The following is an 18662-nucleotide window of genomic DNA, read 5'->3' as shown; positions in this document are numbered from 1 at the left end:
AATTAATTTAAGCCGAATTTCTACTTGCATTTGTATTTCCGAAAAGAGAGCGTGTTACGATTTTTTCATATACGTTTATCAAATCCTGATTGGCAGTCTTTTCTTTATTCAATTCATTAATTCTTAATAAAGCATATTGCTGTATTGTCAACAATGGCAACACAATACGCTCTCTAATTTGAATTGATGCTTTACCATCTGGATAATTTTCCATAAGTGTTTTATGCCCCGCTATTTTAAGCAAAAGACGTTCTGTTTCTTTGAACTCATCATAAATTATCTGCCAGAATTCACCAAATTCAGGATCTTTTCTCATATAAGCAGTCAGTGGTAAAAATGATTTCGCCAATGACATCATACTATTCTCTAAAAGTGTTTTAAAGAATAATGAATTATGATACAAATCACTTACTTTATCCCACTGGTTAGTTTCTTCAAAATGTTTTAAAGCAGTACCTACTCCAAAGAAACCAGGTACATTTTGCTTCAGTTGACTCCATGAACCCACAAAAGGAATTGCTCTTAAATCAGCAAAATCTAATTGTTCCGACTTACTTCTTTTGGATGGACGGCTTCCAATATTAGTTTTAGAATAGTATTTTAAAGTACTCATCTTTTCTAAATATGGAATAAATTTAGGGTGATTTTTAAAACTTAAATATTTTTCATATCCTAAACCAGCCAACTGAGTCAAAATTGCAGTTTCATCAGCACTCAGTTCGTTTTTATCTTTACCAAAAACCTGATTTGTTACTCCGGCACTCAATAAATTTTCGATATTGTAACGGCAGGAATCTAAAGTTCCAAAATTAGAACTAATCGTTTGTCCCTGAACCGTAATCTGAATTTCGTTGTTCTCGATTTTAGGTCCTAGCGATGCATAGAATTTATGTGTTTTACCACCTCCACGTGCAGGAGGCCCTCCACGTCCGTCAAAGAAAATAGCCTGAATGCCGTATTTTCTGGATATTTGTGTAAGTTCAATTTTTGCCTGATAAATACTCCAGTTTGCCATTAAATAGCCACCATCCTTTGTTCCGTCTGAGAAACCAAGCATTATAGTCTGCTTATTCCCACGGGATTTTAAATGCGCCGCATATTCCGGATTTGTATACAACTGCTCCATTATTGAATGTGCATTTTGTAAATCATCAACCGATTCAAAAAGCGGAATAATATCAACAGTTGGATTTTCCCAGTTGTTTAAGCGAATCATAGCAAAAGTTTCCATTACATTCAATGCACTTTCATTATTACTTATGATGTAACGATTTGCCCCAAATTCACCATTATTCTCCTGAATCGTTTTGATAGCCTGAACAGATTCTAAAGTTAGTCTGGTAATATCGTTTTCAAAATCAGCCGGATTTAGATCTCCTTTTACTTTTGATAAGACAATTAATTTTTCATTTTCAGACAAGTCGAAATAATTTTCCGGGAATATTTTTGAATCTGAATTTAAGTAATAATTTACCACATCATGAAAAACAGCATTGTGAATTTTACTGTTCTGACGTATATCTAAAGTCGCAAAATGAAAACCAAACAAATTAATTTTAACCAATAAAGCCTCTAATTCATCTAAATATAAAGACTGATGTTTTTCGATAATTATGGCTCTTATTTTATTTAACTGAGTAAGCAACTCTTCTAAAGTGATATAAATTTCACCTTTAGAATAAAAAACCGATCTATAAAGTTTATATTCAAGTTCTGCAACCAAAGTATCTACACCTGAAAAAGTTAACTTTCTTTTTAAGTTACGCATTTCAACATAGTAACATTTCAAAATTGAAGTGCGCAGACGCTCAGCAACTTTCAATGTGATATCGGTGGTCACAAATGGATTACCATCACGATCTCCTCCTGGCCAGAAACCAAGTTTTATTAATTGATTTTGAATAGCATCTCCCTGAAGAATGTTTTTTTGCAAATAATGCACTATCTCTCCTGCTGTCTCGTAGAATACATTTTCCAAATACCAAATCAAACTTACTGCTTCATCATACGGATTTGGTTTTTCATTTTGGATAAAAGGAGTCTTTCCTAACTGCGCCAACAGTTGTTTGATTTTTAATAAATCGTTTTGTCTGATCGCTTCAGTCAAATCATTTATAATCCCAAGAACCGGTCCCGGATAAAATTGTGTTGGATGCGCTGTTAAAACAGTTCTGACATTGAAATTTTCAAGAAAGTCGATTAATTCATCATCTTTTTCCTTTGCGTCTGACTTTTCTTTAATATCACGAAGAGACCCCCGTCCTTCCATATTATTTACAACAGGAAAAGCAGCGTCTTCAATAGCATCAAACAATACGATTTGACGTTCGATATACTGAATAAAACGAAACATTAAATCAATCTTTTCTGTCTCAGAAGCGTTATTCAAAAATTTATTTGAAAAAAAATCAAAAATTTCTTTCGGAGTTTCCTGTTTTTTAAAACCTGTTTCGCATGTCTCTGTAAACAAAGGAAGTAAAACTCCGGTATTATCAATAGAATCGAAGGGTAATGTTATAAAAACACTATTATAAATGTGATATTTAGAAAGAACATCCTGATTGAAACGTTCAATTTTTGGTAACGTGTACATAATCCTTATTATAGTTGTTGGTTATTTAGTCATAAAAAAACCCCAAGAAAAACTTGAGGTTATATTTTATTAATATAGCATTCAAGAAAAGATATTACATATTTTTAAAAATAGTATGCATCAAACGCTTCTTATCATTAATACTTTCTTCTAGTGAAATCATTGTTTCAGTTCTGTAAACTCCTTCGATATCATCAATCATGAAAATAACTTCTTTAGCATGCTTAGTATCCTTAGCTCTGATTTTACAGAAAATATTAAATTTTCCTGTAGTTACAGAAGCTACAGTCACAAATGGAATTTGATTAATTCGCTCTAATACAAATTTTGTTTGAGATGTATTGTTAAGAAACACACCTACATAAGCAATAAATGAATACCCTAGTTTATCATAATCTAAGGCTAATGAAGATCCCATTATAATTCCGGCATCTTCCATCTTTTTTACTCTGACATGTACAGTTCCTGCCGAAATCAACAATTTTTTTGCAATGTCAGTAAACGGAACTCTCGTGTTGTCTATTAACATATCTAAAATCTGGTGATCTACTTCATCTAAACGAAATTTACTCATAATTCTTTAATTAATATTACTAATTTGTATTACAAAGTATAAAAATATATATAAAAAACAACAAATTCACATAAAATTTAACTTTTTATCAGTCCGTTAACAAATTTAACGTTTTTATTTAAATAAAAGTTTGCTTTTTGATCTGGTTTCGGAAAATTGGTAAAATCATCTGAATATGCAGCGCCTTTTGCATCATAGACATAATGTCCAAAGAAATTTTCTAACTCCCCTACTTCAACTATATAAGCATTAAACTGAATCTTGCCGTCAATCAATTCTTCTTTGTATTGTGCGACAAAATTCGTAATAATTTCGATACCATCATAATTTATTTTGACATTTTTATACATAAAATCATAAAAAACCACTTTATTTTGTGAAATATTCAAATAATCATTAATCCTATTATTAACTATATCGTTTTCGAAAAGTGCTTTAAAACTGGTAATAAGCGAAAAGAATATAAATTTTCTGGTAACCTCTCTTGAATAATCATTTTGAAAATGACCTGCTTCGAATAAAATTGTTGGAACCCCCAAATACTGAAAAGTATCCCCTATACAATTTATATTGAATGAATCATCAAAACGCCCTACCTGTCCAGGTATATATTTTTGCAGCTCATCATTAATCACAGCAATTAAATTAATTGCCTTTAACCTATTCTCGTTTATTTCCCTTTCCTCATTATAAGAAGGAGCCAAAAACGATACGGTAGCCGGTTTCCCAGTTGTACCAGCTCCAAAAATAGTACGCTGATCATGAAGATTAAAACAAAAATGAGGATTAAAATTTTCAAAAACCTCACGCAAAGCCCTGCTTTCAGGCTGAGTTAGGTTTTTAGAATCCCTGTTCAGGTCAATTTCATTAGCATTGGCACGAGTATACAATTCTGCTCCGTCAGGATTTAATATTGGTATACAGCAAAAAGTAAAAGCTGAAAGCATATTTTGTGCAAACTCTGAACCATTATTCAAAACATTAATAAAGTCAAACAATGCTTTAGTAGTTGTACTTTCATTTCCATGCATTTGCGACCAAAGATAAATCCTGGTTTTTCCTATACCAATTTGATAAGTATGTATAGGCTTACCCAAAACTGATTTCCCAACAACCTTAACCTGATTGTTCGTATTGATTCTTTCTAATATTGGCTGAATATGTTCTAATGTCAAATAACGACCTTCGATCGACGCTTCTTTGTTTTGATTAAATAATTCTTCTAAATTCATGGTGCTTGTTAATTAGTTTACAAAAGTAAATATCTTTATTTTAACAATTGTAAAAACAGAATTTTAAAAAAACAGTTTGCAGTGCTAAACATAGATGAATTTGTAAAAAAGATTAGAAACTGTAATGGATTATTACAGTTTAAACGCATCAGCCTTTGCAGATAAAATTGGTATTCAGCGTTCAAGTATGTCTCATCTCCTATCAGGAAGAAACAAACCTAGCTTAGATTTTGTGATGAAAATTTTAGAAGTCTTCCCGGAAATAGATTTGTACTGGATTTTGACGGGAAAAGGAAATTTTCCAGAAAACAATAATGAAACTTCTGCAGCATTTACACAATCATCTGAATTTAATGGTGAAGAAAAAAAAGAAACCGAAAATTCTTTAGCAATCCAAAACCTGAATTTGAATTTCGAAGATAAAGAAATTGAAAAAATCGTGCTTTTCTATAAAAACGGAACATTTAAAACGTATTCAGCTAAGTAAAAAAGTTAAATGCATTTACTTAATTCATTTCTTCAGCAGCATTGATAATAAAAAATCTTCCATCCAAAACAAATGTAATAGTGTAATCTTTATTAAGCCTTAAGAAAATCCAATGACTCACTTACTACATTTCTGAAATCCCTAAATATAAATCATAATTTATTTCAGCATTTCAATCCAACTATTTTCCAGCTCATTAGCTCTGAAAAAGGAAGTTTATACCATTATCTCTTCATCAAAATTTAAATATACTGTACAGAATAAAAAAATTAATGGTAAATTTGGTAAAAGTGCAAAAAATGATTCGAAAAGTATTTAGTTATTTAATACCAATTAAAATATTTCAAAAAAATCATCCCGTAGTAAAATGATTGAGGTAACATGGGCAAATGGTGAATTGGTTTTGGATTCGGAAAACACCAATTATTCTTACGGGAGTTTACAGCGAATATTAAGATATGGCTTAAGGAATATTGGCTTTAAAACAATTCAGGAAATGAATCACATCTTGGTTTTAGGAGTTGCCGGCGGAAGTGTTATAAAAACACTGATTGATGAAATTCAATTTAGAGGTAAAATAACAGGAGTGGAAATTGATGCAGATATGATTCAGATTGCTAATGAATACTTTAATCTTTCTCAAATTAAGCAATTAGAAATCATTATTGATGATGCTTTTGAATTTGTATTAAAAACTAAAAACCAATACGATCTCATTATCATTGATGTTTTTGAAGATACTAATATGCCCAACTTTTTATTTGAGCGTTTTTTTAGCGAAAGGGTTTTATCTCTATTAAAAAAACAGGGATTTGTCCTTTTTAATACTATGATACTAGATGAAAAACATAACATTAGAAATCGCAAATATATTTCAGAAATTAACGCTGAATTATATTCTACTAAAATGCTGCCTCGTGTAGAGCAGCACAACGAATTAATTATAATTGAAAAAGTTGCTTAGTCTATTATGAACTCTCTTTGCTCTGTATTAAAAAATATCTCCCCTGCTAAGATTATTGACTCTAGTATTGATTATTCAAAATATGTAACTTTAGACTTATCTCTAAATAACCTGGATTTAACCGAAAAAAAATCGGGGAATTCAGATGATTTTGAAAAATACATTAATGATTATTTAAAAAAAAATAATGCAGAAGTAGCCTTCGGCGGTTACATTGAAAAAAGAAATTTGTATCAACGAAGTTCCATTTTTAAAAGCGATATGATTTCGGAACGCAATATCCATCTTGGTATTGATTTTTGGATAAAGGCAGGAACACCCGTTTTAGCAGCTCTGGATGGAAGTATACATAGTTTTAAAAACAACATTGGATTAGGTGATTATGGCCCGACCATAATTTTGGAACATGAAATTGAAAATCAAAAATTTTATACTTTATACGGACATTTATCGTTAGAAAGTTTACAAAGGATTAGTGTTGGGGATTTTTTTAAAAAAGGAGAACATCTGGCAAACATTGGGAATTCTGAAGTAAACGGAGATTACGCTCCGCATTTACATTTCCAAATTATTAAAAACATAGAAGATTATTGGGGCGATTATCCTGGTGTCTGCAACAAAAATGATTTAAATTTTTATATAGAAAACTGCCCCGATCCCAATTTTTTATTAAAAATAATATAAATAGTTATGAAGAAAGCAGGATTGATTATATGTTTGTTGCTATTAATAGGCTGCAAATCTAAAACAGTAAGCAGAAATACTGAAGATCTAAAAATTAAAAAAGTTTTAGAAACAGAAATAAATTCAGGTCAGGAAAACAAAGCTTATTCATTAGGAAAAAGAGTTCTTGAAACGTGCAATACATCAAAGTTCAAACCCTTTAATGAAACAGAAGTAACAAAATCAGTTATGGAGAACACAACTGAAGAACGTTTAACTAAGACTTGTTTAAGATTTCGACAATACTACGGAAGCTTTATTGATTTGAAATTAGAAGGTGTTTATAAATCTAAAAACGAAACCATCTATCGATATCGCGCTTTGTACACAAAAAAGGTCGCCAATAAAGAACTCCGTGTTTTTGTAAACGAAGAAAATTTAATTTCTGCTATAAAATCAATGGACTGGGATGAAAAATTTGACACTAACGCTAATTAAATAACTAGATACACTTATGACTTTAAAATTATCCTTCATTTCGTTTCTTTTAATTTCATTTTTTACGAATGCACAGCAAACCATAAGTGTAAAAGGTTCAAAACCCTTTCCTGCAACTGAAAGTTATACTTTTATTTGTGAGAAATATATTCTCACAGGAGAAATAGAAGTACAGATAGCCAAAACTGATAAAGGCGGAATTCTAAAATTAACGATCGCGACAGGAAATGATAAAACCAAAATTTCAGGAGGCGTATATGTTGATTTAGTCAATGCTGATGTAATTGCATGTGTGGATAAAAATGTTAAAGAGAGTGAAGAAGGAAAAACTACTTCTTACTATTATTTTACTCCTGCAGAATTTTTGAAATTAAAAAAAACGGATATTTATGCCATCAGATTTATACTTACCGGTAATGCTGATACTTTTGGAAATCAGACAGGCTATTTTACAGCAGTGAACAGAAAAAATTATTTTTCGACTGCTTTTGACCAATCGAAAAAAACTTTTGACACCGCTGCAGCAATTAGTCTTTTATAAGTTATCAAACCAAAAAAAATCTTACTTTTATAGTCTAATTTTGTTATAATGAATCCTAACGAGAACTTAATTGCTAAATTTTATACTGCGTTTGCAAATGCAGATGCTAAAACGATGAGTGAGTGTTATCACCCTAATGTACATTTTATCGATCCAGCCTTTGGTCTTCTAAAAGAAGAACAGGTGTCTAAAATGTGGAAAATGTTGCTTTTAAAAAGTAAAGGAGATATTAAAATCGAATTTTCAAATATAAAAGCAGATGAATTTTCCGGATCTGCCCGATGGGTTGCCACTTATAAATTTAGTAAGACAAATCGAAAGGTAGTTAATCAGGTTTCTGCTGAATTTCTTTTTCAGGATGGATTAATTATCAAACATACCGATAATTTTGATGTATGGAAATGGTCGAAACAAGCTTTCGGAATTACCGGATATTTATTAGGCTGGACAGGATTTTTCCAAAATAAGGTAAGAGAACAGGCGCTGCTTTCACTTAAAAAATTCCAAGAGGCTCAATAAAAATCTTATTTTAAATTATAAACAAATAATCCCACCTAAAGAAGTGGGATTATTTGTTTATATATTTCTTTCTAATTAATGTTCTAAATTTTCCAGCTCTTTTGGATCATGTTTGTATTTAAATAAAATTGCAAAAGCTATTGCAATTACAAATGCATAAGCAGCAAATGAAAACCAGACACTTGGCCATTGAATTTTATTAGCAATAGTAAAATAACTTACTGTACGCCCTGCCATTTCACCTCCAATTATGGCTCCTACACCATTTGTCATTAACATAAATAAACCCTGAGCACTTGACCTAATTTTACTGTTTGTTTGTTTTTCCACAAATAATGAGCCCGAAATATTAAAAAAGTCAAATGCCATACCATATACTATCATCGATAATATCAGGAAAATAACTCCGGAACCGGGATTTCCTATTCCAAATAAAGCAAAACGCAATACCCAGGCAATCATACTAAAAATCATTACCTGTTTAATACCGAATCGTTTTAAGAAAAACGGAATGGTCAGGATAAAAAGAGTCTCTGAAATTTGGGATAACGAAATAATAAAAACAGAATGTTCAACCCCAAAAGTACCTTTATATTCAGGATTAGAACCAAAATCTCTTATAAAAGTATCACCAAACATATTTGTTATTTGTAGTGCTGCACCTAATAACATTGCGAAAACGAAGAATATTGCCATTTTCTTCTGCTTAAAAAGTACAAAACTATCTAAACCAAATTTACTCGTTAATGACTGATTACTATTTTTGTTTTCAGCAGGTACATCGGGCAAAGTAAAACAAAAAAGTCCTGTAATAATCATTGATACTGAAGCAAAAACAAACTGAAGTGTGTTTGATTTCCAATCAGTCAGATCCGTTACCCACATAGCGATTATAAAACCTACTGTTCCCCATACCCGGATTGGAGTAAATGTTTTTTGAACATCAAAGCTAAATTTATTCAGAACCGCATAGCTTACAGAATTATTTAATGCAATAGTCGGCATATAAAAGCAGCTTGTAGCAAAAATAACCCAGTACATCTCTGTAGAATTAGTTGCTCTGGTAGCAAAATATATTGCAATTCCGGCAATAATGTGAGAAATCCCCAATACCTTTTGAGCACTCAGATACTTATCCGCAATAATACCTAGTAAAGCCGGCATGAATAAACTCGCCCAGCCCATTGAACCATATGTTCTTCCAATCGATAATCCAATACTACTCCCTTCTAAAGGACCAAAAACCTGTCCCATATACCCTCCTAATGAAATCAACCATATTCCCCATACAAAAAACTGGAAAAAATTCATGATTGTAAGTCTTAGCTTTATATCCATAGTAGTATTTGTCTATTAAATAAATGAAGCGGTAAAACTACCATTAAAAATGAAATCTACAAAGAATTAAACAGTTTTAACAACTTCGTTTACCAACTCTAAAACTGCTGCAAATTGTTCTTCTTTATTTAAATAGGAATTATCAATTTCTATCGCATCGTCAGCAATTACTAAAGGAGAATCTTCACGGTGCGTATCTATGTAATCTCTCTCGACAACGTTTTTTAAAACCTCTTCATAAGAAACATTATCTCCCTTTTGCTGCAATTCGTTAAAACGTCGTTGTGCACGGGTTTCAGCGCTGGCTGTCATGAATATTTTAAGTTCTGCTGTTGGAAAAACTACTGTTCCAATATCTCTTCCATCCATTACAATAGCCTTGTTGGTTCCCATTTCCTGTTGTTGCTCAACTAATTTTGAACGAACTTCAGAAACTTCAGCAACTTTACTAACAAAACTGGAAACTTCAATGGTACGAATTTGTTTTTCGACATTTTCACCGTTCAGGTAAATTTCGGCAAAGCCTAAATCAGCATTGTATTTAAACTCTAATTGAATTTTAGGAAGTGAATCAATTAAAGCTTTCTTGTCAAAAAAATCGGCTTTAATAAAATTGTTATTCATTGCATAAAGAGCAACTGCACGATACATTGCTCCGGTATCAACATAAACATAAGCAAGTTTACTGGCCAATTGTTTTGCTAAAGTGCTTTTTCCGGTTGATGAAAAACCGTCAATAGCAATAGTAATATTTTTCAAGTTGGTAATTTTAGTTAAAATAATTTTATTATGTATTAATAATAAATATCTAAAAGGATGTTTGATTTTGAAGAATCAATGATTTTTTCAATTCTTTTAAAAAACTGTTCGTTCACCATTGGGCAACCATGACTACGGCTGATGTAGTGATCCTGTTCATCGTATGGAACAGCCGAATAATGATGTAAGACAATCGCTCTTTTGTATGCATTACTATTTGTTTCATCCAGTCCGGATAATCGATATGCTTTTCCAAACATTCCATTGTAATTACTTCCAATAGCATACCTTCCTAATGAAGTGCAGTTTGAATTAGGTGCATTGCTAAACTTCAAGTCTCCTTTTATTCCGGTTTCAGAACCACATCCATGAGCTACAAGTCCCTGATCTATTATTTTATTATTTTGAAGATCATAAACGAAAAAACGATTTTTCCCGGATGGAATTCTCATATCAACAAAAAAAGCAATTTTAGAATTGTATTTAGAATTAGCTTTCAGCATTGATTTCATTTCATCAATTCTAAAATTAATTCTTTCTATTTCCATGCTATTAGGTTCATCTTTAAAGTAAGGTTTTGAACTGATAAAAGCACCTGATACTATTAAAACTAAAATCAAATTAAATATTCTCATTTAAAATCATTATTGAAGATTAATATTTAAACCAAAAAGACTTGTATTTGCTGCTAATGTATATTTAGAATATGAATAATTAAATTTTAATCTATTCATTTTTAATCCAAAACCTAATGAAACTCCTGAAAAATTACGCTGTTCTTCAATTCTTAATTCTTCACCTCTTCTAAAATTATAACCTACTCTAATATTGAATGCTTTTTTAGGAAAAAGTTCTACTCCAAAGACTACATGTCTTAAAGCATTATTTACAAAGGAGACTTTCTCCGGCTCAGATGAACCATCAATATTACCTTGTCCACGTACAGGGTTAGAAAAAGAAATATTCCATTGCTGTAAATTTTCCAGAGACAAATGCCATCTGATAGGCACATGATCCAATTCTTGCGAAACACCCGCAATAATTTCCAGCGGTAATTTTTCTTTTATTCCGGAATAAGTAGTAAACTGTGTTCCTATATTTCGTATTGCCAATGCCCAGTTTACATCATTTCTTTCATCAATGAACAAAAAACCTAAATCTAACGCACCACCAACGGAATTGTAACTTTCTAAAGTGGATGTTATCAATTTTGCGTTTGCACCAATATGTATGTCTGTATAGGGAATATTGTATGCATAACCTACCGAAAGAGCTCCCTCACTTCCGGTAAAATCTGAAGTAGCCTGACCATTTTCATCATATCCTTCAAAAGTACCGTAATTTATATAGCTGATTCCGGCGTAAAATGTCTGCAAATGTCTGTCGTAAGTATAGGCATAAGAAGCTGTTCCATAAGAAGCTTCCCCATAATAATTGCCGTAATTCATTGCCAGATGATTGTCCATATCTGCATTTAAAGTTGCCGGATTAAACATGACCTGATTAACATCCTCGTCGTAAATTGTAATCGATTTTCCTCCTAACGCCGCCTGCCTTGGTGAAGTTGTCAAATTTAAAAACTGATAGGCATATCGCCCACCAATTTGTCCATAAGACAGAGAAAAATTCACAAACAAAAAAAACAAAATATTTTTTTCAACATGTATGTTAAGAGCTAGTCTTTATCAGAACGAAAATATGGAGATAAAATTATAATTATGAAACATAAAAATTTTAAAATATAACTTAAAATCTACCTATATTTTGTAATTCCGAACAAAATTACAAAAAAAGAAATTCCAATAACAATTTAATTATGAAACATTTATGAGCATAAATTCGCTTTTCTTACATTATAACTTTAATTCGTCAATATCATTATAATGCACTTTTTGAACGATAATACCATTTTGAACCACCACAATGCTTGGATTGGCCCTTTCTATTGTTTTTAAAGCAGTGGCATCACAAAAATAGAAATCAATGTTTAAGCCGTATTGCTTTTTAGTTTTTGCAATCATTTCGTCATTTGAAGCGGTCATACCAATTACTTTATACCCTTTTGCTTTTGCCTGAGTATTTAGCATTTCTAGCTGTTTCATGCCGTCAGGACTTGATAAAGCCAAATCATATGTTACAAACATCAGTAATTTTGGTTCTTTTAGTAACTCTTCTTTATAATCTGACCCATCTTTAGTCATTGTAAAATCATGAATGGGAGGCACATACCCTTCCGTAATTACCTTATCTTTTCGGTCAACAAAAGTCGCTCCCTCAGGGATATTCATTAAATCTTTTTCAGTAAATTCCTTATCAACACCATTTACTTTATAGATAAAAATCATTTCAACTACAGATTTAGGGGCGCCTTCAGGAATCTCCATTCCTTTTTCGATATTGGTTCCTACCTTATAAGGACGAAAATCTTTGATTGGATTATGATTTAAAACCCACACTGCCATAAAAGCACATAAAACAACACTTAAGTAAACTGCAAAATTAGTTTGCGGTGTTGAAAAGAATGGTTTTATTAATTTCTGATTAAAAAATAAAATCAAAATAAAAAATAATAAAACGACATCTTTTGTGAACGATTCCCAAGGTGTCAAATGCAATGCGTCACCAAAACAACCGCAATCTTTTACTACATCAAAATAAGCAGAATAAAAAGTCAAAAAGGTAAAGAAGACTATTAAAACCAGTAAGCTCCAAATTGTCGTTTTTGTTTTATATCCAACCAACAACATTACTCCTAAAACTACCTCTAAAATCACTAAGAAGATAGCTAATCCTAATGTAAAAGGAGCTAAAAACGGCATATTAAAAACCGGTTCACTAAAATATTCGGTTAATTTATAAGAGAAACCAACAGGGTCATTCAGTTTAATTAATCCGGAAATGATAAAAAGTACGCCGACAAATATTCGGGAGAATTGGGTAATGATGTTTTTCATAAAAATATTAAATTTAAAAATCCCATTTTCAAACTCCAAATTCCAATTTTAAACTTGGGATTTAGAATTTAAATTAGAGGAATTTTATTTATTGATAGGATTTAGTATTAAGGCAAAGACAGCATAATTAATCATGTCCTGATAATTGGCATCAATGCCTTCAGAAACTAATGTTGCCCCTTTATTGTCTTCAATTTGTTTTACACGAAGCAGTTTCTGAAGAATCAAATCGGTTAATGAACTGATTCGCATTTCACGCCAGGCCTCACCATAATCATGATTTTTGGCTTCCATTAAATCTTTAGTCAGTTTAACTTTAGCATCATACAACTCAGTTGCTTTTTCAACGTCAAGATCAGGCTGTTCAACAACACCTAATTCTAACTGAATCAGTGCCATAATCGAATAATTTATAATTCCGATAAATTCCCCTTTTTCATCTTCATCAATTTTTCGAATTTCATTTTCCTGCAAACTCCTGATTCTTTGTGCTTTTATAAAAATCTGATCTGTTAATGATGGCAGTCTTAAAATACGCCATGCACTCCCATAATCTTTCATTTTATTAATAAATAACGTACGGCAAATCGCAATGACATTATCAAACTCTTGAGAAGTATTCTTCATTTATTGGTGTATATTTGCTAAAATTTGTTCAAAAATAAGGATTAAATTAAATAGTTTCAAGTTTAAGGTTTTCTTTGTTTCAAGTTTTTTCTAAACAAATTGTTAATCCCGCAACCTGAGGCTTAAAGCTGAAAAAATAAAACTTAAACAAAATGTTTATTAACTGTAAAGGCCGTTTGATTGATTTGTCGATTCCGAAAGTAATGGGAATTTTGAATGTAACTCCAAATTCTTTTTTTGACGGCGGAAAATATAAAAACGAGTCAGACATTATTTCACAAATCGAAAAAATGTTAACTGAAGGAGCTGATTTTATTGATATTGGCGCTTATTCAAGTAAACCAAGTGCTGAATTCGTTTCTGAACAACAAGAAATTGAACGAATTATTCCTGCTATAGAACTGATACTAAAACACTTTCCTGAAACATTATTATCAATAGATACTTTTAGAGCAGAAGTGGCAAAAGCAAGTATAGAAAATGGTGCCGCAATTATAAACGATATTTCGGCAGGAGAATTAGATAGTAAAATGTTTGACGTAATTGCGCACTTCAACGTTCCTTACATTATGATGCACATGCGTGGAAACCCGCAGACCATGCAAAACCTGACACAATACGATGATATTGTAAAAGAAATGCTGTTTTATTTCTCTGAAAAAGTATCTAAAACAAGAAGTCTGGGTATCAATGACCTGATTCTGGACCCTGGATTTGGTTTTGCTAAAACAACAGACCAAAATTATGAAGTGCTGCAAAAAATGGAACTCTTTAATCTTTTAGAATTACCGGTTTTAGCAGGTGTTTCAAGAAAATCAATGATTTATAAAACTCTGGATATTACTCCACAGGAAGCTTTAAACGGAACAACATTTCTAAATACGATTGCTTTAACAAAAGGTGCGAAAATTCTTCGTGTTCATGATGTTAAAGAAGCTGTTGAATGTGTGAAGCTGTTTAATAAAATAAATTTATAAAAAAATGAAATACTTTATTATACTTTTTGTTTTTGTTCTTTTTTCATGTGAAGAAAAAAAGACGTCTTATTACCAAAATCAAATATTTCGATTGTAACAGATGTACAGGATCACTCACCAATTTATATTTTCTTTAAAACCGAAGGTAAAGATACAATCGCTGAAGTGAACCGAAAAAACAGTATTATTTCAACCAATTGGATTTTCAATATTGACAAACGCCTGCCTTTAAAATTAGTAATTCCTCAAGTTATAAAACTTCAGGAAAAGAAACGTGCAGACAGTGCCCATAAAAATGAAAAGGCGCAGAATTATTATTCCTACGCCGATTCTGTTGGGAAGAATTTAGCTTTTTTACCTTTCACTAAAGTGTATTATAAAACAAAAAAGTCAACTGAAAATGATAAAGTCATTTTTCGCTTTAGAAAAATGAACAATATGGTATCAATTGACAATACTGCTATTCCGAAATCTGAAATTTTAAATTTTATTAATAGAATGGATTACTCTGTAAACCCCAAAATTGTCTTACTATTTGACAAAAACATGAGCTATGAGGAATACATCCAAAATAAAATCCTGATTCAAAAACTTATTTACGATTTCAATAACGATCAGGAAGAATTTATATTCTGATAATCCCCACTTTTGCAGCTGTTTCCCTTGCCTGCGGAATTAAAGATTTAAGGTTGGCAATTCTGGTAGCATCTGAAGGGTGCGTACTTAAAAATTCAGGAGTTCCTGAACCTCCCGATTTAGCAGACATTCTGGTCCAAAATGCTATAGAGTCATCCGGATTGTAACCTGCTATTGCCATAAGAGTTAATCCAATCTTATCCGCTTCGCTTTCATTGCTTCTACTAAAAGGAAGCATCACCCCTACTTCTGAACCTAACCCATAGTACTTTTGCCACATTGCCTGATTCTCGGCACTTTGGCTTCCTGTAGCCACTGCAACACCAACTGCTCCTAACTGCTGCAATTGTGCCGCACTCATTCTTTGGGCACCATGGTTTGCCAAAGCATGAGAAACTTCATGCCCCATAACTGTTGCCAAACCCGACTCATTTTGTGTAATTGGCAAAATACCTGAATAAACTACAATTTTGCCTCCTGGTAAACACCAAGCATTTACTTCTTTATTTTCGACCAACTTATACTCCCATCTGTAATCTTTAAGATATTGTGACTGCCCTAAGTAAGTCAAATATTTTTCAGCTGCCGCTTTGATTTTATAACCAACAGTTTCAACTCTTTTTGCATCAGCTGTTCCTGAAATTACTTTATTCTCCTTAAGAAAAGTATCATACTGCTGGAAAGATGATGGAAATAATTCACTATTAGAAACAAAGTTTAAATCTTTTTTTCCAGTAATAGGATTTGTTGCACATGAGTAAACTAATAGTATTACAAAAGTCGATATAAATAAATGTTTTTTCATGATAAGTATGTTTTTATTACCGTAAAATTAATATCATTCTAATTTTTAATATTATAAAATTCATAACAAAATTACTATAATTTTAATTTTTTTTGGTTCTATTAAACTACTTACATAACTGACATTGATCTGATTTATTTAACTAATTGGGCGTATTTTTTTACATAAAAAAGGATGATTTAAATCCATTTGTGTTAAATTTAGCTGCTTAGAAATAATGAATTTTAAATTATAACGAACAGAAATACAACAACATAAGTTTTTTATTACGTAACCTCATCGCATGATAACCAGTTTCAAATGTCATTTTTTATTCATTTTTGTTATGCTGCCATTCTGTTTGTGTGCACAAATTGACGGAAATAATAAAAAATCTTTTTCGAATGTAAAAAAATCACCTGAAGCTGAAGAAAAAAAAGCTGTTATGGCTTCTTACAATTTATACAACAGCGGAGAGGAAAAAAAAGCACTTAAAAACGCTAAGATTCTTTTAGAAAAAGCTAAATATCCATCTAATACAGCCAGCCTTATTTTATTACAAGCTTACTATTATAATAAAAGAGCCCTATTAGATTCATCGATTTATTATACAAATCGGGCATTAAAATTCCATACAAAAATTGGTAACGACTCGCTAAAGAACAGACTTCTTTCTCTGGGATATAATTTAATGGGGCAGATTTATAAAAAGAAAGGCTTATTTGAGGTAAGCAAAAAATGGCATCTGAAAGGTCTTCAGGCATCCCAAAAATATAAAGAAAACAATTTATATTACACACACCTGCATGGATTAGCCAGTATTTACAAGGCTTTAGGAGATAATGCCAATGCTTTGAAGTCCTATAAAGAATGCTTAGAATATAAAAAAGATGATGAGATACGCTTAGGAAGTTATATTAATCTAGGGGATATATATTCAGATTCAAAAGATTATGATAAGGGTAATTATTATTACAATCTAGGAAAACAACTCAGCGAGAAGACCAGCAATCAGCAGGCAAAAGCAGTGATTGCGCTCAGTATTGGAACGAATTATCAATTACAGCAAAAAATGACTGATGCATTAAAAATGTACCATGAAGTAATTTCCATTGCTGATAAAAATGAATTGAACCAGATTGGCTTAGTTGCCCGTGGCAATATCGGCGATACCTATATTGATTTAAAAAACTACTCAGAGGCAAAACTAATTTTTTCTGACGCTCTTCAAAAGTCCATAGATTTTGGTTATTTAGACAACCAGATTAATTTTTATGATGAGCTTAAAAAAATTGCAGTTTTAGAACAAGACTACAAAAGTGCTTTTGAATACCTGACAAAATCTACTAAAGTAAAAGATTCTATAAATAAAATCCAGAAGACCAAAGAAATCAACGAACTGGAAATCAAATACAAAACTGCGCAGAGAGAAAAAGAAATCAGGTTTTTACAATTTGACAACACTACTAAAAAGCTCAAACTCGAAAAACAGCAGGAAGCTATTGAGAACATGAACCTTCAGGAAGAAATTTCTCAAAAAATAACCGAAAATACCATATTGTTTTTTCAGAATTCGTCTCAAAAAAAACTAAGCGAAATATCTTTGCTAAAAAAAGATCAACAATTAAAATCATTACAAATAAAGCAGGAAAAAGAAACCAGGCTACTGACTATTTTTGGCTTTCTTATTGTGCTAATTCCTATCATTGGGTTATTACTGCAATATTACAAACGACTCAAAACGCAGCGTTTATTAAATACCCAACAAGCTGAAATAAGCACTCAGAATATAAATAATCTTCTAAAAGATCAGGAATTAAAATTAATTAAAGCCTCAATTAGTGGTCAGGACAACGAAAGACAGCGGATTTCTCAGGAATTGCACGACAGCATTGGTGGAAATTTGGCTGCAATAAAACTTCAGTTAAATCATTTAGTAATTTCCAGTTCGCCAAAAATAAAAAATCTTACTGCCTTATTAGATGAAACATATGATCATGTTCGAAATTTATCGCATACATTGATTCCGAAAAAATTTGCACACCATAAATTTTGTGAAGTTTTAGAATCTTATTTTAAAAATATTGGTGAAGCGAGTACTATTAAAACCGATTTCACAGTATATCCTAAGAAAGAAATAGACGCCTTACATGAAGAAATACAGATCGAAATTTTTAAAATAATACAAGAACTTTTGACCAATACAATTAAGCATGCAAAAGCCTCAAAAATGGATTTACAGCTTAATCTTGTCGAAAATCTGCTTAATATTTTATTTGAAGATAACGGAATTGGATTTAATCCTGAGAATTATAAACCCGGAATTGGTATTCTGAATTTAGAAAACCGAATAATCCAATTAAATGGTACTTTTATAATGGATTCAAAATTTAAAAGAGGCACCATAGCAAATATTGAAATTCCCATTTCATCAACTCACACAGGAAATGAAGCAAAAAAAGGAATTAATGTAAAAAAACAACTTGATAACCTGACTAAACTATAACCCAAGCTAT

At 31.4% G+C, this 18662-nt stretch carries 17 protein-coding genes and 2 pseudogenes; 9 read left to right on the top strand and 10 right to left on the bottom strand.

Annotated elements, in window-relative coordinates:
• Positions 1–7 precede the first annotated feature (7 nt).
• The 3 genes from P5P89_RS18895 to P5P89_RS18885 all read right to left on the bottom strand — a co-directional run bounded on the left by P5P89_RS18895 (position 8) and on the right by P5P89_RS18885 (position 4399).
• Entirely contained in the window at positions 8–2593 is a 2586-nt protein-coding gene (locus P5P89_RS18895) for a phosphoenolpyruvate carboxylase (protein ID WP_278009705.1), read from the bottom strand.
• Between the two features lie 94 nt (positions 2594–2687).
• Positions 2688–3167 (bottom strand): Lrp/AsnC family transcriptional regulator, encoded by a 480-nt coding sequence (locus P5P89_RS18890; protein ID WP_007805990.1) that lies wholly within the window; start codon positions 3165–3167, stop codon positions 2688–2690.
• A gap of 77 nt (positions 3168–3244) precedes the next feature.
• Entirely contained in the window at positions 3245–4399 is a 1155-nt protein-coding gene (locus P5P89_RS18885; RefSeq protein ID WP_278009704.1) for a M14 family metallopeptidase, read from the bottom strand.
• Positions 4400–4480: 81 nt separating this feature from the next.
• Here P5P89_RS18885 and P5P89_RS18880 point away from each other — a divergent pair.
• From P5P89_RS18880 to P5P89_RS18855, 6 genes and pseudogenes are all read left to right on the top strand, one after another.
• Positions 4481–4886: pseudogene (locus P5P89_RS18880) on the top strand (helix-turn-helix domain-containing protein).
• Positions 4887–5185: 299 nt separating this feature from the next.
• Positions 5186–5850: pseudogene (locus P5P89_RS18875) on the top strand (spermidine synthase).
• A gap of 6 nt (positions 5851–5856) precedes the next feature.
• On the top strand, positions 5857–6534 hold the full coding sequence (locus tag P5P89_RS18870) for a peptidoglycan DD-metalloendopeptidase family protein (RefSeq protein WP_278009703.1): 678 nt from the start codon (positions 5857–5859) through the stop codon (positions 6532–6534).
• Positions 6535–6540: 6 nt separating this feature from the next.
• Positions 6541–7011, top strand: a complete 471-nt coding sequence (locus P5P89_RS18865; RefSeq protein ID WP_278009702.1) for a hypothetical protein — start codon at positions 6541–6543, stop codon at positions 7009–7011.
• A 16-nt stretch (positions 7012–7027) separates the two neighbouring features.
• Positions 7028–7552, top strand: coding sequence for a hypothetical protein (locus P5P89_RS18860; RefSeq protein ID WP_278009701.1), 525 nt, complete (start codon positions 7028–7030; stop codon positions 7550–7552).
• A gap of 48 nt (positions 7553–7600) precedes the next feature.
• Positions 7601–8071 (top strand): nuclear transport factor 2 family protein, encoded by a 471-nt coding sequence (locus P5P89_RS18855; protein ID WP_278009700.1) that lies wholly within the window; start codon positions 7601–7603, stop codon positions 8069–8071.
• A gap of 75 nt (positions 8072–8146) precedes the next feature.
• Here P5P89_RS18855 and P5P89_RS18850 read toward each other — a convergent pair whose 3' ends face one another.
• The 6 genes from P5P89_RS18850 to P5P89_RS18825 form a co-directional block, all read right to left on the bottom strand.
• Positions 8147–9409 carry a nucleoside permease gene (locus P5P89_RS18850; RefSeq protein WP_278009699.1) on the bottom strand — a complete coding sequence of 421 codons (1263 nt, stop codon included), beginning with the start codon at positions 9407–9409 and terminating at the stop codon, positions 8147–8149.
• 66 nt (positions 9410–9475) lie between these two features.
• Positions 9476–10168, bottom strand: coding sequence for a (d)CMP kinase (gene cmk, locus P5P89_RS18845; RefSeq protein ID WP_278009698.1), 693 nt, complete (start codon positions 10166–10168; stop codon positions 9476–9478).
• Between the two features lie 35 nt (positions 10169–10203).
• Positions 10204–10803: a murein L,D-transpeptidase catalytic domain-containing protein gene (locus P5P89_RS18840; RefSeq protein WP_278009697.1), complete on the bottom strand. Its 600-nt coding sequence runs from the start codon at positions 10801–10803 to the stop codon at positions 10204–10206.
• A gap of 9 nt (positions 10804–10812) precedes the next feature.
• Entirely contained in the window at positions 10813–11817 is a 1005-nt protein-coding gene (gene porQ / locus P5P89_RS18835; RefSeq protein WP_422851769.1) for a type IX secretion system protein PorQ, read from the bottom strand.
• 204 nt (positions 11818–12021) lie between these two features.
• Positions 12022–13122 (bottom strand): BT_3928 family protein, encoded by a 1101-nt coding sequence (locus tag P5P89_RS18830; RefSeq protein ID WP_278009696.1) that lies wholly within the window; start codon positions 13120–13122, stop codon positions 12022–12024.
• 84 nt (positions 13123–13206) lie between these two features.
• On the bottom strand, positions 13207–13749 hold the full coding sequence (locus P5P89_RS18825) for a DUF1599 domain-containing protein (RefSeq protein ID WP_223682850.1): 543 nt from the start codon (positions 13747–13749) through the stop codon (positions 13207–13209).
• A 152-nt stretch (positions 13750–13901) separates the two neighbouring features.
• Here P5P89_RS18825 and folP point away from each other — a divergent pair, with 152 nt between their 5' ends.
• Positions 13902–14726 carry a dihydropteroate synthase gene (folP, locus tag P5P89_RS18820; protein WP_278009695.1) on the top strand — a complete coding sequence of 275 codons (825 nt, stop codon included), beginning with the start codon at positions 13902–13904 and terminating at the stop codon, positions 14724–14726.
• A 165-nt stretch (positions 14727–14891) separates the two neighbouring features.
• The gene (locus P5P89_RS18815) at positions 14892–15362 is read left to right on the top strand and encodes a hypothetical protein (RefSeq protein ID WP_278009694.1); all 471 of its coding nucleotides are present in this window, start codon (positions 14892–14894) and stop codon (positions 15360–15362) included.
• On the opposite strand, the gene P5P89_RS18810 is transcribed toward P5P89_RS18815, so the two are convergent.
• Complete coding sequence (locus P5P89_RS18810; protein WP_278009693.1) at positions 15352–16167, bottom strand: M48 family metallopeptidase; 816 nt, start codon at positions 16165–16167, stop codon at positions 15352–15354. The two genes, P5P89_RS18815 and P5P89_RS18810, sit on opposite strands and share 11 nt — an antisense overlap.
• 325 nt (positions 16168–16492) lie before the next feature.
• Here P5P89_RS18810 and P5P89_RS18805 point away from each other — a divergent pair, with 325 nt between their 5' ends.
• Positions 16493–18652 (top strand): tetratricopeptide repeat-containing sensor histidine kinase, encoded by a 2160-nt coding sequence (locus P5P89_RS18805; RefSeq protein WP_278009692.1) that lies wholly within the window; start codon positions 16493–16495, stop codon positions 18650–18652.
• The last annotated feature ends 10 nt before the right edge of the window (positions 18653–18662 follow it).

Source organism: Flavobacterium gyeonganense (genome assembly GCF_029625295.1).
GTDB classification, from domain to species: Bacteria; Bacteroidota; Bacteroidia; order Flavobacteriales; family Flavobacteriaceae; genus Flavobacterium; species Flavobacterium gyeonganense.
Note: the sequence above shows the minus strand (reverse complement) of the source record. Positions and strands in the feature narration are given on the sequence as shown.